Source organism: Streptomyces sp. NPDC101165, from assembly GCF_044768135.1.
Classification (GTDB): domain Bacteria; phylum Actinomycetota; class Actinomycetes; order Streptomycetales; family Streptomycetaceae; genus Streptomyces.
The window spans coordinates 413,500-434,726 of record NZ_JBIWPG010000001.1 but is presented as its reverse complement, the minus strand read 5'-3'; the positions used below and the strand labels follow the sequence as shown (position 1 = coordinate 434,726).

Genomic DNA, 21,227 nt, shown 5'->3' with positions numbered 1-21,227 from the left:
ATCCGGATGCCGGGCCGGACGCCGGCCGGCCGTGCCGTTGCCGGGCGGTCAGAGGTCGAGGACGACCTCGGAAGTCGGCTCGCTGCAGCAGACCAGGACGGTGCCGGGTTCGGGGAGTTCGAGGGGCGGGGTGGTGTAGGCGACCTCGCCTGCCACGAGGTGGGTGATACAGGTGTGGCAGACACCGGTGCGGCAGGACCAGCGGGTGGGGATGTCGCAGGCTTCGGCGAGATCGAGGAGCGTGGCACAGGCCGACGACCAGGGGGTGGTGATCCCACTGCGGGCGAAGGTGACGAGCGGACCGGTGCCCGGGGGGCCGGGTGGTTGGTGCGCTCGGACGGCGGCCGTGGGCGTCATGCCGGGGTTGACGGCGGGGAGGGCGCTGAACTGTTCCGTGTGGATCCGCTCGGGGCGCAGACCGTGCTCGCGCAGGAAGCCACCGAGGTCGTCCATGAAGGCGGCCGGTCCGCAGAGGTAGGCGTCCGCATCCGCGGGGATGCCCAGCGCCGCGAGCGAGAGGGCACTCGGGCGGCCCTGGGCGATGTGGGCCTCGCCCGGAAGTGGGGCTTCGGCGGTGTAGTAGATGTGCTCGTGGCCGTCGGGGAGCTGCGCCACGAGTGCGTGGCTCTCGCCCGCGAAAGCGTGGTGAGCGCGGTCGTGGGCGGTGTGGATCCACCAGACAGAGCGTGGGTCCCGGGTGGCGGCGAGCTGATGGAGCATGGCGAGCACCGGAGTGGCGCCGATCCCTGCGGAGACGAGGACGACCGGGCGGGTGCCTTCTTCGAGTACGAACGTCCCGCGTGGGCTGGCAATGTCCACCAGCTCGCCGGGACGGAGCGTGCCGTGGATGTAGCCGCTGACCTGCCCGTGGGGCTCGTGCTTGACGCTGATGCGGTAGGTACCGGCCGTGGGTGCGGAGGACAGGGAGTAACTGCGCACCGCGGGGGCGGCATCGCCGACTGCGAGGCGGATGGAGAGGTACTGGCCCGGACGGGCCTCGGGTAGGGGTGTGCCGTCGGTGGTGTCGAGGTGGATCGAGGAGATGGTGGGGGTCTCGGGGACGATGCGGGCGACGCGCATGGTCTTGAAGCCCGGCCATCCCGGTTCCTGCTCGGGCTGCTGGGTGGCGGCGAGTTCGCGGAAGGACTGCTGCCACCCGGGGCTGAGGGCGGGGATGTTGAGTGCTCTGCGCAGCTTTGCCGGGTCACGGTCGGGCAGATAGAGCAGCGCGTCGGTGTCGGCGACACTGAGTTCCTCCGGACCCCTGCGGGTGAGGGTGATCTCGTCGCCGGCTCGGACGTGTCCCTCGGTGATCACGCGCAGGTAGAAGCCGGGGCGGTGGTGGGCGACCAGCAGGGCGGCCATGGAGGGTTCACCCAGGCGCATGCCGACGCGGTAGCAGGTGACACGCGGCTGGGTGACTTCGAACTCGGCTTCGCCGATGCGGTACCGGTCGCCGATGCACACTTCGTCGTCGGGCAGGCCTTCGACGGTGAAGTTCTCCCCGAAGATCCCGAAGGTCAGGTCGTCGCGACCGAGCTGCCTCTGCCAGTACTGATAGGACTGCAGCTGGTAGACGAGGACGGCGCGGATCTCGCCGCCGTGCCCGGCCAGATCTCCTTGGCCGTCTCCGTCGACGTTCAGCCGCCGGACCATACGAGGGCCCTGGACGGGGGCCTTCCAGGCTCCGGTGTGGACGGTCCTTCCCTGCCAGGACACGTCCTTGGGCGTCCCCACGTTGACGGACAGCAGCGTCGCCATTACGGACCTCCTGCGGGGGTGGCCGGCTGGGGCAGTCCCTCATGACGCCGTGATGTGTGTGCTCGGACCGAGCCTAGTTCCGTGTCGGTGCCGCCGCGATTTTGCGATCACGCGTGGTGGGGTGGCCTCGAGCACGGCGTCGGCCTGGAGCACCACGCATCCTAACCACCAAAAATATCTTGACAGGTTACCCCCGGGATGCTCGACCGGATACTTCCCCCCGCGAGGACGTAGCCGACATCGGCGAGGCACGCCGCGCCGCGCGGGCCCCGCGCCCGAATCCGGATGCACAGTAGGACACCCGGCTGCCATGCTCCGGTCCCATGCCCACACGACGCGTCAAGCCCAGCCGCTACATCTCCGTCGACATCGAGGCCGACGGCCCGATCCCGGGGCCGTACTCGATGCTCAGCCTGGGCGCGGCCGTCGCCGGCACCCAGGACGCCGACGGCTTCCGCGCGGCCGACCCCGAGCAGCAGACCTTCTACCGGGAACTCCGGCCCATCTCCGACGAGTTCGTCCCCGAAGCACTGGCGGTCAGCGGCCTGGACCGGGCGCGGCTGCAGACCGAGGGCGCGGAACCGGGAGCGGCCCTCACCGAGTTCAGCGCCTGGGTCCGCGAGGTGAGTGCGGGCGCGCAGCCGGTGATGTGCGGGTACCCGGCGTCGTACGACTGGACGTTCCTGTACTGGTACCTGATCCGCTTCACCGGCGAGAGCCCCTTCGGCCACTCGGGCTGCCTGGACATGAAGACGCTGTACGCGACCAAGGCGGGGCTGCCGTTGCGGGCGGTGGCCAAGGGCACGATGCCGAGGCATCTGCTGTCCCGCCGCCGTCACACGCACCACGCCCTCGACGACGCCGTCGAACAGGCAGACCTGCTCGCCAACCTCATGGCGTGGCCCGGTCCTCCCGCGTAGGCACCGGCACCTGGTTGAAGCCGTAGTAGAGGGCTATCAGGCCGTGGGCGGCGAGGGTGAGGGGCGCCGAGACGAAGGACAGGCCCACGGTCAGCGGGTAGGCCAGGGAGCCCAGGGCGAAGCGGGCGCGGGTGGCTCTGGCCGCGGGGACGTCCACACGGGCGTCGAAGAGGTGGCCGGTGCGGGTGAGGTGCCACCACAGGGCCTGGAAGGTGAGGGCCATCGTCACCATCACCAGGCTGTAGACGGCGGCGGCCACATGCGAGGCCTTGTCCTCGCGCAGGTACTCCGCGAGCATCGCCGTCGGCCACGGCACCGCGGCGACCACCATCAGCACCAGCAGGTTGAGGAACATCAGCGTGCGGTCGACGCGGGCGACGTAGCTGAACACCTGGTGGTGGTTGATCCACATGATGCCGATGACCAGGAAGCTGACCACATAGGCGGCGTAGGAGGGCCATTGGGCGCCCAACGCGTGCCAGAGGCCGCCGTGTTCACCGACCTCGGGGACCTTGATCTCCAGGATGAGCAGGGTGATGGCGATGGCGAACACACCGTCGCTGAAGGCCTCGACGCGGCTGGACTCGTTCATGCGGCACAGCCTGCCTCAAACGACGGCGGGGGGTACGGCTTCCGCCGTACCCCGTGCCGGACCGGTGGGCCGGATCAGTGCGCCGGGGCGAGTTCCTCCCCGGATTCCATCGGGTGGGTCACGTCCTGCGCCTCACGGCCCTTGCCCAGGTGGTTGAAGACCAGGTTGAGCAGGACCGCCGCCACGCAGCCCGTCGAGATGCCCGAGTCGAGGACGATCCTCGCCGTCTCCGGGAAGGCGTGGTAGAAGTTCGGTGCGGTGATGGGGATCAGGCCCACCGCCAGGGACACCGCGACGATCAGGACGTTGTTGTCCTTCTCCAGGCCGGCCCGGACCAGGGTCTGGATGCCGCTGGCCGCCACCGAGCCGAAGAGGACGACGCCGGCTCCGCCGAGGACGGGCCGCGGGACGACCGCGATCAGCGAGGCGGCCATCGGGCACAGGCCCATCAGGACCAGGAAGCCACCGCCGAACGCGACGACGAAGCGGCTGCGGATGCGGGTCATGGCGACCAGCCCGATGTTCTGCGCGAAGGCGCTGCACATGAAGCCGTTGAAGAGGGGGCTGAGGGCCGAGCCGAGCGTGTCGGCGCGCAGGCCCGCCGCGATGGTCTTCTCGTCCGCCGGGCGTTCGACGATCTCGCCGAGCGCCAGCATGTCGGCCGTGGACTCGGTCATCGAGACCACCATCACCACGCACATCGACAGGATCGCGGCTACCTGGAACTGCGGTGCGCCGAAGTGGAACGGGGTCGGGAAGCCGATCACGTCGGCGTCCGCCACCGGGCCGAAGTCCGTGACCCCGAACGGTATCGCCACCAGCGTGCCCGCGATCAGGCCCAGCAGGACCGCGATCTGCTTCACGAAGCCCCGGGTGAAGCGGCGCAGGGCCAGGACGATCAACAGGGTGATGCCGGCCAGGCCGAGGTTGGTGGCCGAACCGTAGTCGTGCGCGGCGGGGTTGGGGCCCTGGGCCCAGTTGAAGGCGACCGGCAGGAGGGAGACGCCGATCAGGGTGATGACCGTACCGGTGACGACCGGCGGGAAGAAGCGGACCGCCTTGCTGAAGAAGGGGGCCGCGACAAAGCCGAGGAGGCCTGCGACGATCACGGCGCCGAAGATGACCGGCAGCGCGTCGGACTTGTCGTGCGCGGAGGCGGCGATCGCCGTCATGGGGGCCACCCCGGCGAAGGTGACGCCGTTGACGAAGGGCAGCCGGGCGCCGATCTTCCAGATGCCGAGGGTCTGCAGGAAGGTGGCGAGGCCCGCGGTGAACAGGCAGGCGCCGGTGAGGAAGGTGAGTTCGGTGCCGGAGAGGCCTACGGCCGCGCCGACGATCAGGGGTGGGGCGACGACTCCGGCGTACATGGCGGCCACGTGCTGCAGGCCGCTCGTCGCCATTTTGAGTGCGGGGAGTTTCTCGTCGACTGGGTGGGTCTCGTCGACGGGGTCGATGATCTGAGCGGACACGGCGGCTCCTCCGGTCGGTTAGACACGTCGGCTCTGACGTGGGTTTCAGGGAGGTGGTGCGCGACGGTCGTGCGGGACCGGAGGCCCGTCGGTGGGCCTGGGGACGGTGACCGTTCCGGGGCGCGCGCGTGAACACGCGCCCCGGAGACGGCCGCCATGGACCCCGCTCGGGTCCACGGCTGCCGACCGGGAGCCGTCCCTCCCGGCCGGAGTTCGGCGGTGGCTCAGCTCTGGGCGGCGATCCGCGCCAGGCGCTGGGCCTCGTCCCGCGTGGAGCGGGCGATGGCGTCCTCGTCGACGGTCAGCAGGCGGCCGTCCTCGACGATCTGACGTCCGTTCACGAAGGAGGCGGTGACCGGGGCCGCCGCTCCGAAGACCAGCGCGGTCACCGGGTCGGCGATGGAGGCGTGGGCGAGGGTGTCCAGCTTCCACAGCACCAGGTCGGCCAGCTTGCCGGCCTCCAGCGAGCCGGTCTCGGCCGCGCGGCCGAGCACCTGGGCGCCGCCGTAGGTGCCGAGGCGCAGCGCCTGGCGGGCGTTGAGCGCGGCCTCGCGGTGGCTGCCGAGGCGGTTGATCAGCAGGGCGTTGCGCAGTTCGGTGTGGAGTTCACCGGACTCGTTGGAGGCGGTGCCGTCGACGCCGAGGCCGACCGGGACGCCCGCCTTCAGCATGTCGGGGACCCGGGCGATGCCGGCCGCGAGGCGGGCGTTGGAGGAGGGGCAGTGCGCGACACCCGTTTTGGTGCGGGCGAAGGCGGTGATGTCGGAGTCGTTCATGTGGACGCAGTGCGCCATCCACACGTCCTCGCCGAGCCAGCCGGTGGACTCGAAGTAGTCGGTCGGGCCCATGCCGAACAGCTCGTGGCAGAACTTCTCCTCCTCGACCGTCTCCGAGCCGTGGGTGTGCAGGCGTACGCCGAGGCGGCGGGCCAGCTCGGCGCCTTCACGCAGGAGTTCGGTGGAGACGGAGAACGGCGAGCAGGGGGCCACGGCCACCTGGGTCATCGCGTCGAAGGAGGCGTCGTGGTGCTCCTTGACGGTGGCCTCGGTCGCGGAGAGGGCGCCTTCGAGGGTCTCGACGGCGAAGTCCGGGGGCAGGCCGCCGTCCTTCTCGCTGCGGTCCATGGAGCCGCGGGCCAGGGTGAAGCGGACACCGGTCTCGCGGGCGGCGCGGATGATCGCGCCGGACAGGTCGCCGGAGCCCTGCGGGTAGACGTAGTGGTGGTCCATGGCGGTGGTGACGCCGCCGCGGGCCATCATCGCGAGCGAACCCTGGGCCGCCGCGTACGCCATCGGCTCGTCGATGCGCGCCCAGGTGGGGTAGAGCGCGACCAGCCAGTTGAAGAGGTTGTGGTCCGTGGCCAGGCCCCGGGTGATCCACTGGTAGAAGTGGTGGTGCGTGTTGACCAGGCCGGGGGTCACGAGATGCCCGGTGGCGTCGATACGGCGTACGACGTTCTCCAGGCCCTCGGGGGCCTTGCCCGCGCCGACCGCCTCGATGCGGTTGCCGGCGATGACCACGTACCCGGAGGCGTACTCGGTGTCGGCGGCGTCGACGGTCGCGATCGAACAGTTCTCGATGACGATGCGCTGGGCTGCTGCCATGATTCGTCCTTTTCGCTCAGCGGACTGAAGAGGGAGGGCACGGCAGGACCCTAGGAGTTTTGAGTGCCGTGACCGGGGAGGCGCCCCCCGGCCACGGGTGCCGAAAAATCGGGATGTGTCAGAGGTTGGTGAGGTCCACCGGGATCTTCGGCTCGCAGCCGTCCCGGAGGATGGTCGCCTCGATCAGGCCGTAGGGCCGGTCGGCGGCGAAGTAGACCTCGTTGTCGTTCTTGAGCCCGAAGGGCTCGAGGTCCACCAGGAAGTGGTGCTTGTTCGGCAGGGAGAAGCGGACCTCGTCGATCTCGCTGCGGTTGTTGATGATGCGCGAGCCCATCTGGTACAGCGTCTGCTGCAGCGAGAGGGAGTACGTCTCGGCGAAGGCCTGGAGCATGTGCTTCTTGACCTGCTCGTAGGACTTCTCCCAGTTGGGCATCTTCTGCTCGTCGTCGGTCCAGTTGAACCGCCAGCGGCCGGAGACCTGGGTGGCCAGGATGCGGTCGTACGCCTCCTGCAGGGTCGTGTACTTGTCCTTGACGTAACCCCAGAACTCGGAGTTGGTCGAGTTCATCACGACCAGGTCCTTCAGGCCGGAGATGACCTCCCACTTCTCACCGTCGTAGGTGATCTGGGTGACGCGGGTCTCCTGGCCCTTGCGCACGAACGAGTGCTTGACCTCGTCCGCGCCGATGAACTTGGAGTTGGCGTCGGAGGTCTCGATCCGCTCCCAGGCGTACTCCTCGATACGGATCCGGGCGATCTGGATCGGCTCCTGCGAGGTGACGAAGTGCCGGGCGAGGTGGATGCCGAACTGCTCGGCGGACTCGATGCCGTGCTCCTTGGCGAACGCGTACACCGTGTTCTTGGTGGTGTCGGTCGGCAGGACGTTGGCGTTGGAGCCGGAGTAGTGGACCTCGTCCATGTCGCCGCTCAGCGCGACGGAGACGTTGAGGTCCTTGATGTGGTGGGTGGCGCCGTCCCGCGTGATCTTTACGACTCGGTTCTCGGCCTTGCCGTACTGGTTCTGTCCCAGGATGGTGGGCATTTAGCTAGCTCCCTCGGTAAACGGAGTAGCCGAACGGGTTGAGCAGCAGCGGTACGTGGTAGTGCTCCCCGGGGTTCACGGCGAAAGTGATCGCCACCTCGGGGAAGAACACGGCACCGCTGTCCCGATTCGCGGGGGCGTCCTGCTGCGCATCGGCTTGCTTCTTCTCGAAATACGCCTCGACTGCGAAGTCGAGCCGTACATGTGTCGCGCCTTCCGGCAGGTCCGGAAGGTCCTTGCACCGGCCGTCGGCGTCGGTCGCGGAGCCGCCGAGCGCCTGCCAGTCCGCGCCGCGCCCGGCGCGGGCGGAGAGATGGACGGCGACGCCCTCGGCGGGGCGGCCGACGGAGGTGTCCAGGATGTGCGTGGACACGGAGGCGGTGGTGCTGGTGCTCATGGTCTCAGACGTCCTCTTCGACGAGTCGGGCCAGTCGGATGCGGTTGATCTTGCCCAGCTCGGTGCGGACGATCTCCCGCTCCTGCTCAGGCGAGTTGCCGATCCGCTCCTTGACCGCGTCCCGCATCTGCTCGCCGGTACGGCCGGTGGCGCAGATCAGGAAGACATGGCCGAACTTCTCCTCGTAGGCCAGATTCAGTTCGAGCATCTCCGCCTTGAGCTCCTCGGTCGCGCCGGCCATGCCGCGCTGCTCACGCGTGGAGGTCGGGTCGCCGGGCTTCGGGCGGCCGATCGGCGGGTGGCCGGCCATCGCCTCTTCCAGGTCCGCGGTGCTCAGCTCGGCCATGGCGGCGTCGCCTGCGGCGTAGAGGTCGTCGGCGGCGGCGTACGGGCGGGCGGCGACCAGCCGCCGGCCCCACTCGGAGGAGGCGCACGCCTCATGGAGGGCGGCGAGGGCCGCGTGCTCCTCCAGGACGTTGAACCGGGCCAGGCCCGGGGGCGTGGAAGTCGTAGTCACGGGAGCCTCCGTGGCCGGAAACGGCCTTCGTGCTGATCGGGCTGCGAACAGCTAACGCCCTCCGAAACACGACGTCAACACTTTGTTGAAAATTCCGCGTAACAAGCCGGGGAAGCACCCAGGGGGGCGTCAGGCACCCTTCTCCCGGTTGAGGTAGTTGTAAACCGTGAAGCGGCTGACGCCCAGCGCGCTCGCCACGGTCTCCACGCCGTGCCGCACGGCAAAGGCGCCGCGCGCCTCCAGTATCCGTACGACCTCCTGCTTGGACTTGCGGTCCAGGTCGGCCAGGGGCCTGCCCTGCCTGCGCTCCATGGCGGCGAGGATGTGGTCGAGGGAGTCGGCGAGCTGAGGCAGGCGTACGGCGACGACGTCGACGCCCTGCCAGGCGAGGACGACGTCCTCGGGGCTGGCCTCGTCGGGCGGGAGCATCTCCCCGCCCATGGCGTCGATCAGCGGCTTCACAGCCGCGATGAAGTTCTCGTCCCCATTGCCGGTCATTCGCCCGCTCCGATCACGTTGACCTGCAGCGAGATCCGGGTGGCACCGGCTTCCAGGGTCTTGCGCAGCAGCGCGTCCACGGCGGTCAGCACCGCGTCGGCACCGCCCTCCGCCGTGTTGCCGAACGGGCCGACGTCCACCGCGTCCAGCTCCGCCGCCTCGATCACCTCGCGGGCCGCCAGCGCGTGCGCGGGCGCCTCGTCCAGGTCGAAGGGCTCGGTCGTGAACTCCACTCTCAGTCGCACTGTGCCCCCATGGCATCTGCTCCTACCCGCGCGTGCCGCCAGGTCCGCGGCGACGGGGGTCGGACCGCCCCGGCCGCTTGGGGAGACCTTAACGGACGTGCGTGCCGACCCGGCTTCCCGAGAAGGTCCGGCTTTCTCGCGACCTTCTGCGACTCCTGCGGCCTTCCCGCGACGGACGGACCGCCCGCCCGCGTAGAGCAGGGGACGGAAAACCGTACAGGAGGGGCCACGAGGTGCTCACATTCGGGACAGACGTGTTCAGAGGTGCCAGGGGTACGGCGATCGCGGCGGCGGCCATGGCCGCGCTGACCGCGTCCCAGGCGCCGGGGGCGGTGCCGGCGCGGGCCGCGGAGCCCGCACGGAAGCCGGTATCCAGGGAACACGGCCCGAGCGTGTCCGGTGACGCCCCGTACCGCACCGATCTCCCGCCGCTCCGGACCGGTACGCCGAAGCCCCGCTCGACGGCGGGAGTACCGGGCGGCGCCCTGCCCGCGACCGTGTTCGCCGCGTACCAGCGCGCCGAGTCGGAGCTGGCTCGCACCGCACCCGGCTGCAGGCTGCGCTGGCAGCTGCTGGCCGCGATCGGCCAGGTGGAGTCCTGGCAGGCGCGGGGCGGCCGGGTGACCCCGGACGGTACGACCGTGACGCCGATCCTCGGGCCCCGGCTGACCGGCGGCGCGTTCGCCGTCGTACGGGACACCGACGGCGGCGCCCATGACGGGGACGCGGTGTACGACCGAGCGGTCGGCCCGATGCAGTTCATCCCGTCGACCTGGGCCCACTGGGGCGCGGACGGCAACGGCGACGGGCGCACGGACCCCGACAACGTCTACGACGCGGCGCTCGCCGCCGGGCGCTACCTCTGCGCGGGCGGCCGGGACCTCTCGAACCCCGCCGACCTGGACCGGGCGATCCTCGGCTACAACCGATCGGAGGCCTATCTGCGCACGGTCAGGGCCTGGTACGCGTACTACCTGACCGGACACCGGGTGGTGCCGGACCGGCCGTCCGAGGCCCGGGACCGACCGGAGCCGTCCCGCCCGAGCACCCCGAAGCCCGCGCCGAAGCCGTCGGACCGCCGGCCGGCCACGGGCGCTCCGTCCCACACGCCGTCCACCCCGCCCGCCTCGCCCTCCCCCGGCCCGTCGCCGACGGCCGGGGCCCCGAAGGAGACGGAGGGGCCGCTGATCCCTGTCCCCGCACCGACCCTCACCCTGACCGGCGGCGGCGTGCTGCCCGGCATGGCCCGCTGACCAGCAACGGCTGGAACACGATGAGCCTCCGCCCCTCCACAACCGCCGATACTCGGCGGTAATGTCGCCACCCGCCGGAAGCACGGACCGGCGGGTGAGCGCAAAGGGGCCCTCATGGCGACGGACATGCCTGCGGACACACAGGCCGCCGAAGAGCGTTGGCAGCGCATGTGGAGCCACCGTGAGCAGCTGCTCAAGGTGGCCCGGCGCCGGTCGATGAGCCTGGAGGACGCCGAGGACGCCGTGCACGAGGCGATGCTGCGCGCGGCGGAGCACCCGGACCTGGACGACGAGCGCCTCGGCGCCTGGCTGACCACGGTGACGATGCGGCTGTGCGTCGACCGCCACCGGCAGGTCAACCGGGAGGCCGAGGTGCGCAGCAGCCCCACGCTCCACGCGCCGGGCCCGGTGCCGGTCGAGGAGGCGGTGTGCGACCGCGCCGAGGCGAAGTGGGTGGCCGTCCGCAGCGGTGAGCTGCCCGCCCGGCAGGCGGAGGCTCTGCGGCTGAAGTCCGAGGACCTGGACGTGGGCCAGGTCGCCGTGCGCATGGGGCTCAGCTACCGGACGGTCGAGTCCCTGCTGGCCCGGGCCCGGCGGACGCTGCGCGCCTCGCTGGCCGGGACGCTCGGGCTCGTGCTGTTCCTGCTCGGGCGCGGGCGGCCGCGCGGGGCGGGCAAGGCGCAGGCCGTGGCGGTCACCTCGACGGCGGCGACCCTGGCGGTGGCGGGGTTCGTGCTGCCGTACGCGCTCGACGGGGGCGGTGGCGCTCAGGCCCCGGCTCCACGGCCGGGTGTCTCCAGCGGCGCGCACGTGCTCCGGACGGACAGCTCCGGGCAGGTGCGCGCTCCGGAGCCGCGCAGGCCGTCGGCGACGGCGGCTCCGAGTCGGGCGGCCGCTCAGCGGCCGGCCGGCGGCTCTGTCGTACCGCTCTCCGTGCCCCCTCTGCCCAAGGTCTCGTCGCCTCCGCTTCCGGACCTGCCGGTGGAGTCCGTGGTGCCGTCGGTGCCGGCCCTCCCCTCGGTGAAGCTCCCTTCGGTCACGGGTGCACCCGCCGTGCCGTCCGTTCCCGTCGTCGTACCCACGCCTTCCCCGAAGCTGCCGTAGCCCCCGGAAACGCCTGCGGAAAAAATCTTGCCTCCGCCGCGACGGACGCCCCTCCCCTCCCCGTAGAGCAGATGTCGGAGCTGCTCCACGGGCGAAGGGTGGGACCGGATGGGTGTCGAGATCTGTGTGGAAGGGCTGACCAAGTCCTTCGGCCACCAGGTCATCTGGCAGGACGTGTCGCTGACGCTGCCCGCCGGCGAGGTGTCGGTGATGCTCGGCCCCTCGGGGACGGGCAAGTCGGTGTTCCTCAAGACGCTCGTCGGGCTCCTCAGGCCGGAGCGCGGGTCGGTCATGGTCGCGGGCCGGGACATCACCGAGCTGCGTGAGCACGACCTCTACGAGGTGCGGAAGCTGTTCGGCGTGCTGTTCCAGGACGGCGCGCTGTTCGGCTCGATGAACCTGTACGACAACATCGCCTTCCCGCTGCGCGAGCACACCCGCAAGTCCGAGAGCGAGATCCGGCGGATCGTGCTGGAGAAGATGGACATGGTCGGGCTGATCGGCGCCGAGGGGAAGCTGCCCGGCGAGATCTCCGGCGGTATGCGCAAGCGGGCCGGGCTGGCCCGCGCCCTGGTGCTGGATCCGGAGATCATCCTCTTCGACGAGCCGGACTCGGGCCTCGACCCGGTGCGCGTGGCCTACCTCAACCAGCTCATCGTCGACCTCAACGCGCAGATCGACGCGACCTTCCTGATCGTCACGCACGACATCGCCTCGGCCCGCCAGGTCCCGGACAACATCGGGCTGCTGTTCCGCCGTGAGCTGGTGATGTTCGGGCCCCGTGAGGAGCTGCTGACCAGCGACGAGCCCGTCGTACGGCAGTTCCTGAACGGCCGGATGCAGGGGCCGATCGGCATGGCGGAGGAGAAGGACGCGGCACAGGTCGAGCAGGAGCTGGCGCAGATCGACGAGGGCGGCGGGGGCAAGGTGCTCACGCCCCGCCTGCTGCCGAGTCCGGGCATCGTCCGGCCGCCCCGCTGGCAGGCGATCGCGAGACGGGAGGCCGAGCTGCACGGCAAGGAGGTGGCGGGCGCATGAGGCTCTCCCCGACCGGAGCGCTACGGCACTCGGGCGACCTGTTCGTGATGGCGCTGGACGTTGTCCGGACTCTCCCCCGACGTCCCTTCCAGGCAAGGGAGTTCATCCAGCAGGCGTGGTTCGTCGCGAGCGTCACGATCCTGCCGACGGCGCTCGTCTCGATCCCCTTCGGAGCGGTGATCGCCCTCCAGATCGGAAGCCTCACCCGGCAGTTGGGAGCGCAGTCCTTCTCGGGTGCCGCCTCGGTGCTCGCCGTACTGCGCGAGGCCTCGCCGATCGTCACCGCGCTGCTGATCGCGGGCGCGGGCGGCACGGCGATCTGCGCGGACCTCGGGGCACGCAGGATCCGGGACGAGATCGACGCGATGCAGGTGCTCGGCATCGACCCGATCCACCGGCTCGTCGTGCCCCGCGTGCTGGCCTCGATGGTCGTCGCCGTGCTGCTGAACGGGCTGGTGTCGGTGGTCGGCGTCGCGGGCGGCTACTTCTTCAACGTCGTCCTCCAGAACGGCACGCCCGGCGCGTACTTGGCGTCCTTCACGACCCTCGCCCAGCTGTCCGACCTGTGGGCTGCCGAGATCAAGGCACTGGTGTTCGGAGCCATCGCGGCGATCGTCGCCTCGTACAAGGGGCTGACCGCGAAGGGCGGCCCCAAGGGCGTGGGCGACGCGGTCAACCAGTCCGTGGTGATCACCTTCATGTTGCTGTTCGTGACGAACTTCGTGATGACCGCGGTGTACTTCCAGCTCGTCCCGCAGAGGGGTTAGCCGATGCGACCACTCAGACTCCTCGAACGCCCACTGCGCTCCCTCGAAGAGCTGGGCACCCAACTCTCCTTCTACGGACGTTCGTTGACATGGACGGGCCGTACCCTGCGCCGCTACAAGAAAGAGATCCTGCGGCTGCTGGCCGAGGTCAGCTTCGGACGCGGTGCGCTGGCCGTCGTCGGCGGCACGGTCGGCGTCATCGCCTTCCTGTCCTTCTTCACCGGCACCGAGGTCGGCCTCCAGGGCTACGCGGCCCTCAACCAGCTCGGCACCTCCAACTTCGTCGCGTTCTTGTCGGCGTACTTCAACACCCGGGAGATCGCCCCGCTGGTGGCCGGGCTCGCCCTGTCAGCGACCGTCGGAGCCGGCTTCACCGCGCAGCTCGGCGCGATGCGGATCAGCGAGGAGACCGACGCGCTGGAGGTGATGGGCGTGCCCTCGCTGCCGTTCCTGGTGACGACGCGGATGATCGCCGGTTTCGTCGCGGTGATCCCGCTGTACGTCATCGGGCTGCTGTCGTCGTACCTCGCCGCCCGCACCATCACCACCGGCTACTACGGGCAGTCCACGGGCACGTACGACCACTACTTCCACCAGTACCTGCCGCCCGTCGACGTGCTGTGGTCCTTCGGCAAGGTGATCGTCTTCGCCGTCCTGATCATCCTGGTGCACTGCTACTACGGCTACTACGCGAGCGGCGGTCCGGCAGGCGTCGGCGTCGCGGTGGGGCGTGCGGTACGGACGTCGATCGTCGCCATCAACGTCCTGGACTTCTTCCTGAGCCTCGCGATCTGGGGCGCCAACACGACTGTACGGATCGCGGGGTGAGGCCGATGAGGGTACTGAGACTCCGGTTGTACGGCATCGCGTTCATCGCGGTGCTCGCGCTGCTGCTGTCGCTCGCCGTCGCCGTCTACCAGCAGGCGTTCACGCCCGTCGTGCGGATCACCCTGGAGGCCGACAGCCTCGGCAACCAGCTCGATCCGCGGGCCGACGTCAAGCTGCGGGGGCTGCTGGTCGGAGAGGTGCGCGAGGTACACACGGACGGCACGAAGGCCGCGCTGGACATCGCGCTCAAGCCGGAGTACGTCCGCTTCATCCCGGCGGACGTGCACGCACGGCTGCTGCCCAAGACGCTGTTCGGCGAGAAGTACGTCGACCTCGTGACACCCGCCCGCTCTGCGCACTCGTCGGCTCGGCCCATCCGCGCCGGGGACGTCATCACCCAGGACCGTACGAAGGTCGGTACCGAGGTGCAGCAGCTGATGAACGACCTGCTGCCGCTGCTGCGGACCGTCCGGCCGGGCGAACTGGACGCCACGCTCTCGGCGTTCGCCACCGCGCTGGAGGGCCGCGGCGACCGGATCGGCGACAACCTGACCCGGGTCGAGGGCTATCTGCACCGCCTCAACCCGCATCTGCCGTCCCTGAAGGAGGACATCGCGCGCTTCGCCGACGTCGCCGAGGTGTACGGCGACGCCGCGCCCGATCTGATGCGGATCCTGCGCAACACGCTCACCACCAGTCGGACGATCGTCGAGAAGAAGGACCAGCTGGCCTCCGCGCTCCGCTCGACCGCTTCCGTGGCGGGCACGGCCGACGACTTCCTGTCCGAGAACGGCGACCGGCTGATCACCCTGGGCCGGGTCTCCCGTCCGACGCTGGAGCTGTTCGCCCGCTACTCCCCCGAGTACCCCTGTGTGTTCGAGGGCGTGGTCCGGCAGGAGAAGGCCTCGGAGGAGGCGTTCCGGGGCGGCGAGATGCGGATCACCCTCGAGGTCGTCCGCCCGCAGGCCGCGTACCGGCCCGGCGAGGAGCCGCGCTACGGCGAGCGATCGGGACCGAACTGCCGGGGCCTGCCCCATCCGCAGGTGCCCGGTCCGAAACCCCATCTCAACGACGGTACGTCGGCCGGAAGTCCGGGCGGCGCGCTTCCCGGAGGTGTCTCCGTGTCCGCCACCGAGGCCGAGCAGCGGGCCGTCGGCTCGCTCGTGGCCCCCGTCATGGGCGTCCCCGCGGACGAGGTGCCGCCCGTCACGACGCTGTTGTTCGGGCCGCTGGCCCGCGGGACGGCGGTGAGCGTCGTATGAGTACCGCAGGAGCCCGGCAGACCGCCGCCCCGCTGATCAAGTTCAGCCTCTTCGTACTGGTCACGATCGCGGCGACGGCCCTGCTCGCCGCGACCATCGTCAACGTCTCCCTCACCCCGAAGGACACGTACCACGCGGTGTTCACCGACGTGACCGGGCTGGAGGAGGGCGACGACATCCGGGTGGCCGGGGTGCGGGTCGGCGAGGTCGAGGGCATCCGGATCAAGGACCGGACGCTGGCCGAGGTCACCTTCACCGTCACTGCCGACCGCCCGCTGCCGGCCGGCAGCCACGCGGTCGTCCGCTACCGGAATCTGGTCGGGCAGCGGTACATCGCGCTGACCGAGGGTGCGGGCGACGGCACGACCCGGCTACGGCCCGGCGGCACCATCCCGCTGTCCCGGACCCAGCCCGCGCTGGACCTCAACGCGCTGCTGAACGGCTTCAAGCCGCTGTTCGCCGCGCTCAGCCCGAGCGACGTCAACCAGCTCGCCACCGAGATCATCAGGACGCTGCAGGGCGAGGGCGGCACGGTGAACAGCCTCCTCGCACACACGGCCTCCCTCACGACGACCCTCGCCGACCGCGACGAGCTGATCGGCTCGGTGATCGACAACCTCAACACCGTGCTGGCGACGCTCGACAAGCGCGGCTCCCGCTTCTCCGGGCTGCTCAAGCAGCTGCGGCGGGTGATCTCCGGGCTGTCCGCCGACCGCAAGCCCATCGGGGACTCCCTGACGAACATCGGCGCCCTCGCCGACGCCACCTCCGGGCTGTTGACGGACGCGCGCCCGTCCCTGAAGGACGACATCGCCGGTCTGAACGACCTGACCGGAACGCTGAACGACAACGAGAAGACCGTGGAGGGCGTGCTGAAGCGGCTGCCGAACAAACTCGACCGACTGACCGGGACGGCGTCCTACGGCTCGTGGTTCAACTTCTACCTCTGCGACTTCGACGGCCGGATCGTGCTGCCGAAGACGAAGCAGGTGCTGACTCCGGAACTGCACGTGGCACGGGCGAGGTGCGGAGGATGAGCCTGCGCATCGCGCGGCGCCGTCGCCGCCGGCCCGAGCCCCTGATCAAGGTACGGATCCTGCCGCCGAAGCTCCCGAGGCTGCCCAGGCGCAGGTCCCGCCGGCCCGAACCCCTGGTGAAGGTCCGCATCCTGCCGCCAAAGCTGCCCAAGCTGCCCAAGCTGCCCAAGCTGCCCAAGCGCAGGCCCCACCGGCCCGAACCCCTCGTCAAGGTCCGCATCCTGCCTCCGAAGCTGCCGCGGATCCGGCTGAAGCGCCCCCGTCCGAAGCCGTTCCGCGACCGCAAACCCGTCGTCGTGGGCGCCGTCGGCCTCACCATCCTCGCGCTGCTGGCCGTCGCCGCGTTCAACGCCGACAGCCTGCCGCTGATCGGCGGCGGCGAGACCTACGGCGCGGCCTTCTCGGAGGCGGGCGGGCTCAAGCCGGGCGACGAGGTGCGGATCGCCGGGGTCAAGGTCGGCAAGGTCGAGGGCGTCGACCTGGACGGCGACCACGTCAAGGTGACCTTCAAGGTCAAGGGCGACCCGGCGTTCGGCACCGACACCGGCGCGTCGATCCGGGTCAGGACGATCCTCGGCGCGAAGTACCTGGCCCTGTACCCGAAGGGGCCCGGCCGGTTGAAGCCGGGCAGCGAGATCCCGCTGAAGCGGACGGTGTCGGCGTACGACGTCGTGCAGGCGTTCAGTGACCTGACGACGACCACGGAGGAGGTCGACACGGACCGGCTCGCGAAGGCGCTGGACACGATCTCCGTCACCTTCCAGGACTCGCCCGAGGAGGTGCGCGCGTCGGTCAAGGGGCTGTCGAGGATCTCCAGGACGGTCGCCTCCCGTGACAAGGCGCTGCGTGACCTCCTGGACCACGCGAACGGAGTCACCAAGGTGCTGGCCGGGCGCACGAAGGACTTCTCCGCCCTGGTGACGGACGGCGACAAGCTGTTCAAGGAGGTCAGCAAGCGGCGCACGGCGATCCACCAGTTGCTCAAGAGCTCCGCCCTGCTGGGCATCGAACTCTCCGGCCTGGTGGCGGACAACCGGAAGGAGATCGGGCCGGCGCTCAAGAACCTCAACACCTTCGTGAAGATGCTCGAACGCAACCAGGCGAGCCTCGACCGGAGCGTCAGGCTGCTCGCGCCCTACGTGCGGCTCTTCACCAACACCCTCGGCAACGGCCGCTGGTTCGACTCGTACGTCCAGAACCTGGTCGCCGCCCCGGTGACGCCACGGACGGGAGGCACCCGATGACCCGCAGACTCCTGGCGCTGTTCACCGCACTCGCGGTCGCCGTCGCACTCGGCGTCCTCCTGTGGCCGCACCCCGACCCCGTCCGCGTCACGGCGTACTTTCCGCGCACCGTCGGCATCTACCCCGGCTCCGACGTCCGCGTCCTCGGCGTCCGCATCGGCGAGGTCAAGCGGATCACGCCGGAGGGTGGCCGGGTGCGGGTGGAACTGGAATACGACCAGGGTCGCAAGGTTCCGGCGGACGTGCAGGCCGCCATTGTCAACTCCTCGGTGGTCAGCGACCGTTATGTGCAGCTGCTGCCGGTGTACCGGAGGGGCGCGGTGCTGCGGGACGGCGCCGTCATCCCCGAGTCGCGTACGGCCGTACCGGTCGAGCTGGACCGGATCTTCGACAGTCTGCACACCACGGCCGAGGCGCTCGGTCCGAAGGGCGCGAACAAGGACGGCTCGCTGTCGCGGCTGCTCGGGGTGAGCGCGGACAACCTCGGAGGCCAGGGCCAGAACCTCAACCAGACCGTCAAGGACCTCTCGCAGGCGGTCACCACGCTGTCCGACGGACGCGGCGACCTGTTCGGCACCGTGCGGAACCTCCAGGTGTTCACGGCCGCGCTGGCGGCGGACGACAAGAACGTGCGGTCGTTCGACACCAGCCTCGCCGAGGTGGCCGCGCAGCTGGCCGGTGAGCGGGGGGACCTCGCGGCGGCGCTGAAGAACCTCGGCGCGGCGCTCGGCGACGTGTCCGACTTCGTGAAGAACAACAAAAAGGCGCTGACCTCGGACGTGCGGGGCCTCAGCAAGGTCACCAAGGTCCTGGTCACCCAACGGGCCGCTCTGGAGGAGCTGTTGGACGTCGCCCCCACGGGTCTGTCGAACCTGCAGAACGCCTACAACCCCGCCGCCGGCACCCTCGACACCCGCAACAACGCGCAGACACCGCAGGACCCGGCGTCCCTGCTGTGCTCCCTCTTGAAGACGACCGGGGCCGACCACGACAACTGTGCGGGACTCAGGAAGCTCTTCGACTCCCTGCCCGAGGTCCCGACGGCGCCGGCGGCGACGGGCTCGGTCGACAGGACCCTCGGCGGAATCCTGGGGGCACGGGCATGAGTGTGCAGCGCTTGGGTCGGGTGGCCGCCTGGACGGCGGTCGGCTCGCTGCTGCTGACCGGCTGCGAGTTCAACGGCTGGTACGACGTCCCGCTCCCCGGAGGTGCCGCCAGGGACGGCCGCGCGTACCACGTCACGGTCGAGTTCCGGGACGTCATGGATCTTGTGCCGCAGTCGGCGGTCAAGGTCGACAACGTCACCGTGGGCGCGGTCGAGAGGGTGGAGCTGGACGGCTGGCACGCGCGTGTGCGACTGCGGATCGCCGACTCGGTGAAGCTTCCCGGCAACGCGGTCGCCGAGCTGCGGCAGACCAGCATGCTCGGCGAGAAGTACGTGGCGCTGTCCGCCCCGGCCGGCACCACCCCGGTCGGCCGGCTCCGCGACGGCGACCGCATCCCGCTGTCCCGCAGCGGCCGCAACCCGGACGTCGAGGAGGTGCTGTCCGCCCTGTCCGCGCTGCTCAACGGCGGCGGGGTGGCCCAGCTCAAGACGATCACCGTCGAGCTGAACAAGGCCCTGGACGGCCGCGAGGACCGGGTCAGGTCCCTGCTCAAGGAGCTCGACACGTTCCTCGGCGGCCTCGACGACCAGCGGGCGGACATCGTCCGCGCGCTGAACGGTGTCGACCGGCTGGCCAAACGGCTGAAGGCGGAGAAGAAGACCATCGCCGAGGCCGTCGACACCATGCCGCCCGCCCTGAAGGTCCTCGCCGACCAGCGCCGCGACCTGACGAAGATGCTCACCGGCCTGTCCAGACTCGGCAGGACCGGCACCAGGGTCGTGAACGCCTCGCGGGACGACACCGTCGCCGACCTCAAGGCGCTGAGGCCCATCCTGCAGGAGCTGAACAAGGCAGGCGACGACCTGCCCAACTCCCTCGAGCTGCTGACCACTTACCCGTTCCCCCGCAACGTGGTGGACGCCATCAAGGGCGACTACGTCAACCTGAAGATCACCGCTGACCTGGACCTCGCAGGTGTCTACGGCAACGTCACCCGCAAGCCGCGCGGGAAGGGCGGCGGCTCCGGCACCCCGGACCTGCCGACTCTGCCCGGCGTCCCCGCACCGACCCCGCTCCCGTCCACCCCGCCCCTGCCGGACACCCCGTCCGCACCCGCCGTGCCCTCGACGCCCACGGACGGCAGCACCCTGCTGTGCCCGCCGGTCTGCACCGCGTCCTACGGCACCGGGGACGGCTCGCACCGCCTCCCGCAGGGGATCGACCTCGGCCTCGCCGAGCTCATGCTGAAGGGGATACTGCCGTGATCACACGTACGGTCAGGGCCCAGCTGCTCGCCTTCGCGACCGTCACCGCCGTCGGGGTGTCGTACGTCGGCGCCGAGTACACGGGCCTGGTGGACGACGTCCTCGACCGCGGCTACACCGTGCATGCGGACTTCGCCGAGTCCGGGGGCGTCTTCCCGGGCTCCGAGGTCACCTACCGCGGGGTGCCGGTGGGCCGGGTGGGAGACCTGAAGCTGACCGGTTCCGGGGTCTCGGTGCCCCTGCAGATCGAGGACGGCGCGCCGCGGATCCCGGCCGACACGCTGGCGGTGGTCGCCAACCGTTCGGCGGTGGGTGAGCAGTACGTCGACCTGCAACCCCGGCGCTCGGGCGGCCCGTACCTGATGGACGGCAGCCCGATACCGCGCAGCCGCACCCGGACCCCGCTGCCGGTCACCGACCTCGTCCTCAGCCTCGACCGGCTGGTCAACTCCGTGGGCAAGGACGATCTGCGCACCACCGTCGACGAGCTGGGCAAGGCCTTCGCCGGCACCGGACCGGATCTGAGCCGCCTGGTGGACTCCGGCAACGAGCTGGTCGAGTCGGCGTCCGAGTCGCTCCCGGAGACGGTCTCACTGATCGAGGACTCGCGGAAGGTGCTCAAGACGCAGGCCGACCAGGGTTCGGCGATCAAGTCGTTCTCCCGCGATCTCGCCACGCTCACCGAGCAGTTGAAGTCGAGCGACGGGGAGCTGCGCCGGCTGATCGGCAACACGGCGCCCGCCGCACAGGAGATCAACTCCCTGCTGAAGTCCACGCAGCCGCACCTGCCGGTCCTGCTGGCCAACCTCATCAGCGGCGGTCAGATCACCGTGGCGCGGCTGCCCGGCGTGGAACAGGCCCTGGTCACCTTCCCGCTCAACGTCGCAGGCAGCTACACCGTCGTCCCCGGCGACGGCACGACCCACTTCGGGCTGACCCTGAACGCCGACGACCCACCGGCGTGCACCCGGGGTTACGGCACGCAGCGCCGCGACCCCGCCGACACCGGAACGCGCCCGGCGAACACCGGCGCGCACTGCACGGCGCCGCGAGGCGGCAAGACCTCGGTGCGAGGCGCGCAGAACGCCCCCGGCGCCTCGGCCGGTTCGGGCAGTGCGAACCAGGCCGCGTACGTGGCCCCGTACGACCCGGAGACCGGTACCTCCACCGGCCCGGACGGAACGCCCGTCGAGATCGGTTCGACGGGCGGCGAACAGACCGTGTTCGGAAAGGAGTCGTGGCAATGGCTGCTCGTGGGACCGATGGCATGAAAGGGGG

Annotated in this window: 21 protein-coding genes; 12 read left to right on the top strand and 9 right to left on the bottom strand. The window is 70.3% G+C overall.

Annotation, left to right across the window (positions count from 1 at the left end; translation table 11 throughout):
* Window positions 1-48: 48 nt before the first annotated feature.
* A complete protein-coding gene (locus ACIRVH_RS01910; protein ID WP_403947330.1) occupies window positions 49-1,761 on the bottom strand; it encodes an MOSC domain-containing protein in 1,713 nt (570 codons plus the stop codon).
* 323 nt (window positions 1,762-2,084) lie between these two features.
* Between ACIRVH_RS01910 and ACIRVH_RS01905 the strand changes: the two genes are divergently transcribed.
* A complete protein-coding gene (locus ACIRVH_RS01905; RefSeq protein ID WP_403947329.1) occupies window positions 2,085-2,681 on the top strand; it encodes a 3'-5' exoribonuclease domain-containing protein in 597 nt (198 codons plus the stop codon).
* On the opposite strand, the gene ACIRVH_RS01900 is transcribed toward ACIRVH_RS01905, so the two are convergent.
* The 8 genes from ACIRVH_RS01900 to ACIRVH_RS01865 all read right to left on the bottom strand — a co-directional run bounded on the left by ACIRVH_RS01900 (window position 2,653) and on the right by ACIRVH_RS01865 (window position 9,045).
* A complete protein-coding gene (locus ACIRVH_RS01900; RefSeq protein ID WP_403947328.1) occupies window positions 2,653-3,273 on the bottom strand; it encodes a TMEM175 family protein in 621 nt (206 codons plus the stop codon). The genes ACIRVH_RS01905 and ACIRVH_RS01900 overlap by 29 nt on opposite strands.
* 74 nt (window positions 3,274-3,347) lie before the next feature.
* Window positions 3,348-4,742, bottom strand: a complete 1,395-nt coding sequence (locus ACIRVH_RS01895; RefSeq protein ID WP_403947327.1) for a nucleobase:cation symporter-2 family protein — start codon at window positions 4,740-4,742, stop codon at window positions 3,348-3,350.
* Between the two features lie 224 nt (window positions 4,743-4,966).
* Complete coding sequence (locus ACIRVH_RS01890; protein ID WP_403947326.1) at window positions 4,967-6,346, bottom strand: 8-oxoguanine deaminase; 1,380 nt, start codon at window positions 6,344-6,346, stop codon at window positions 4,967-4,969.
* A 118-nt stretch (window positions 6,347-6,464) separates the two neighbouring features.
* Window positions 6,465-7,388, bottom strand: coding sequence for a factor-independent urate hydroxylase (gene pucL, locus ACIRVH_RS01885; protein WP_403947325.1), 924 nt, complete (start codon window positions 7,386-7,388; stop codon window positions 6,465-6,467).
* A gap of 4 nt (window positions 7,389-7,392) precedes the next feature.
* A complete protein-coding gene (uraH, locus tag ACIRVH_RS01880) occupies window positions 7,393-7,785 on the bottom strand; it encodes a hydroxyisourate hydrolase (RefSeq protein ID WP_403947324.1) in 393 nt (130 codons plus the stop codon).
* A gap of 4 nt (window positions 7,786-7,789) precedes the next feature.
* Window positions 7,790-8,302, bottom strand: coding sequence for a 2-oxo-4-hydroxy-4-carboxy-5-ureidoimidazoline decarboxylase (gene uraD, locus ACIRVH_RS01875; RefSeq protein ID WP_403947323.1), 513 nt, complete (start codon window positions 8,300-8,302; stop codon window positions 7,790-7,792).
* A gap of 129 nt (window positions 8,303-8,431) precedes the next feature.
* Window positions 8,432-8,800: a helix-turn-helix domain-containing protein gene (locus ACIRVH_RS01870; RefSeq protein ID WP_403947322.1), complete on the bottom strand. Its 369-nt coding sequence runs from the start codon at window positions 8,798-8,800 to the stop codon at window positions 8,432-8,434.
* Complete coding sequence (locus tag ACIRVH_RS01865) at window positions 8,797-9,045, bottom strand: hypothetical protein (RefSeq protein ID WP_361226935.1); 249 nt, start codon at window positions 9,043-9,045, stop codon at window positions 8,797-8,799. Before ACIRVH_RS01865 ends, ACIRVH_RS01870 begins: the two co-directional genes overlap by 4 nt.
* Before the next feature lie 254 nt (window positions 9,046-9,299).
* On the opposite strand from ACIRVH_RS01865, the gene ACIRVH_RS01860 reads away from it, so the two are divergent.
* From ACIRVH_RS01860 to ACIRVH_RS01810, 11 genes are all read left to right on the top strand, one after another.
* Window positions 9,300-10,298 carry a lytic transglycosylase domain-containing protein gene (locus ACIRVH_RS01860; protein ID WP_403947321.1) on the top strand — a complete coding sequence of 333 codons (999 nt, stop codon included), beginning with the start codon at window positions 9,300-9,302 and terminating at the stop codon, window positions 10,296-10,298.
* Between the two features lie 114 nt (window positions 10,299-10,412).
* Window positions 10,413-11,402, top strand: a complete 990-nt coding sequence (locus tag ACIRVH_RS01855) for a sigma-70 family RNA polymerase sigma factor (RefSeq protein ID WP_403947320.1) — start codon at window positions 10,413-10,415, stop codon at window positions 11,400-11,402.
* Window positions 11,403-11,510: 108 nt separating this feature from the next.
* Window positions 11,511-12,440, top strand: a complete 930-nt coding sequence (locus ACIRVH_RS01850) for an ABC transporter ATP-binding protein (protein WP_403947319.1) — start codon at window positions 11,511-11,513, stop codon at window positions 12,438-12,440.
* The gene (locus tag ACIRVH_RS01845) at window positions 12,437-13,207 is read left to right on the top strand and encodes an MlaE family ABC transporter permease (protein WP_403947318.1); all 771 of its coding nucleotides are present in this window, start codon (window positions 12,437-12,439) and stop codon (window positions 13,205-13,207) included. Before ACIRVH_RS01850 ends, ACIRVH_RS01845 begins: the two co-directional genes overlap by 4 nt.
* Window positions 13,208-13,210: 3 nt before the next feature.
* Window positions 13,211-14,035, top strand: a complete 825-nt coding sequence (locus tag ACIRVH_RS01840; protein WP_403947317.1) for an MlaE family ABC transporter permease — start codon at window positions 13,211-13,213, stop codon at window positions 14,033-14,035.
* Between the two features lie 5 nt (window positions 14,036-14,040).
* Window positions 14,041-15,297: an MCE family protein gene (locus tag ACIRVH_RS01835; protein WP_403947316.1), complete on the top strand. Its 1,257-nt coding sequence runs from the start codon at window positions 14,041-14,043 to the stop codon at window positions 15,295-15,297.
* Entirely contained in the window at window positions 15,294-16,334 is a 1,041-nt protein-coding gene (locus tag ACIRVH_RS01830; RefSeq protein ID WP_403947315.1) for an MCE family protein, read from the top strand. Before ACIRVH_RS01835 ends, ACIRVH_RS01830 begins: the two co-directional genes overlap by 4 nt.
* Window positions 16,335-16,567: 233 nt before the next feature.
* Window positions 16,568-17,578 carry an MCE family protein gene (locus tag ACIRVH_RS01825; protein WP_403947798.1) on the top strand — a complete coding sequence of 337 codons (1,011 nt, stop codon included), beginning with the start codon at window positions 16,568-16,570 and terminating at the stop codon, window positions 17,576-17,578.
* Window positions 17,575-18,684: an MCE family protein gene (locus ACIRVH_RS01820; protein ID WP_403947314.1), complete on the top strand. Its 1,110-nt coding sequence runs from the start codon at window positions 17,575-17,577 to the stop codon at window positions 18,682-18,684. The genes ACIRVH_RS01825 and ACIRVH_RS01820 overlap by 4 nt, the downstream gene beginning before the upstream one ends.
* The gene (locus ACIRVH_RS01815) at window positions 18,681-19,949 is read left to right on the top strand and encodes an MCE family protein (RefSeq protein WP_403947313.1); all 1,269 of its coding nucleotides are present in this window, start codon (window positions 18,681-18,683) and stop codon (window positions 19,947-19,949) included. The genes ACIRVH_RS01820 and ACIRVH_RS01815 overlap by 4 nt, the downstream gene beginning before the upstream one ends.
* On the top strand, window positions 19,946-21,220 hold the full coding sequence (locus ACIRVH_RS01810) for an MCE family protein (RefSeq protein ID WP_403947312.1): 1,275 nt from the start codon (window positions 19,946-19,948) through the stop codon (window positions 21,218-21,220). Before ACIRVH_RS01815 ends, ACIRVH_RS01810 begins: the two co-directional genes overlap by 4 nt.
* The last annotated feature ends 7 nt before the right edge of the window (window positions 21,221-21,227 follow it).

Excerpts from the sequence above, each read along its gene's own strand:
- ACIRVH_RS01830 (WP_403947315.1), top strand. The coding sequence starts at position 15,294 with ATGAGTACCGCAGGAGCCCGGCAGACCGCCGCCCCGCTGATCAAGTTC.
- ACIRVH_RS01900 (WP_403947328.1), bottom strand. The coding sequence starts at position 3,273 with ATGAACGAGTCCAGCCGCGTCGAGGCCTTCAGCGACGGTGTGTTCGCC.
- ACIRVH_RS01905 (WP_403947329.1), top strand. The coding sequence starts at position 2,085 with ATGCCCACACGACGCGTCAAGCCCAGCCGCTACATCTCCGTCGACATC.
- ACIRVH_RS01870 (WP_403947322.1), bottom strand. The coding sequence starts at position 8,800 with ATGACCGGCAATGGGGACGAGAACTTCATCGCGGCTGTGAAGCCGCTG.
- pucL (WP_403947325.1), bottom strand. The coding sequence starts at position 7,388 with ATGCCCACCATCCTGGGACAGAACCAGTACGGCAAGGCCGAGAACCGA.
- ACIRVH_RS01845 (WP_403947318.1), top strand. The coding sequence starts at position 12,437 with ATGAGGCTCTCCCCGACCGGAGCGCTACGGCACTCGGGCGACCTGTTC.
- ACIRVH_RS01835 (WP_403947316.1), top strand. The coding sequence starts at position 14,041 with ATGAGGGTACTGAGACTCCGGTTGTACGGCATCGCGTTCATCGCGGTG.
- ACIRVH_RS01820 (WP_403947314.1), top strand. The coding sequence starts at position 17,575 with ATGACCCGCAGACTCCTGGCGCTGTTCACCGCACTCGCGGTCGCCGTC.
- ACIRVH_RS01815 (WP_403947313.1), top strand. The coding sequence starts at position 18,681 with ATGAGTGTGCAGCGCTTGGGTCGGGTGGCCGCCTGGACGGCGGTCGGC.
- ACIRVH_RS01850 (WP_403947319.1), top strand. The coding sequence starts at position 11,511 with ATGGGTGTCGAGATCTGTGTGGAAGGGCTGACCAAGTCCTTCGGCCAC.
- ACIRVH_RS01840 (WP_403947317.1), top strand. The coding sequence starts at position 13,211 with ATGCGACCACTCAGACTCCTCGAACGCCCACTGCGCTCCCTCGAAGAG.
- uraH (WP_403947324.1), bottom strand. The coding sequence starts at position 7,785 with ATGAGCACCAGCACCACCGCCTCCGTGTCCACGCACATCCTGGACACC.
- ACIRVH_RS01910 (WP_403947330.1), bottom strand. The coding sequence starts at position 1,761 with ATGGCGACGCTGCTGTCCGTCAACGTGGGGACGCCCAAGGACGTGTCC.
- ACIRVH_RS01890 (WP_403947326.1), bottom strand. The coding sequence starts at position 6,346 with ATGGCAGCAGCCCAGCGCATCGTCATCGAGAACTGTTCGATCGCGACC.
- ACIRVH_RS01855 (WP_403947320.1), top strand. The coding sequence starts at position 10,413 with ATGGCGACGGACATGCCTGCGGACACACAGGCCGCCGAAGAGCGTTGG.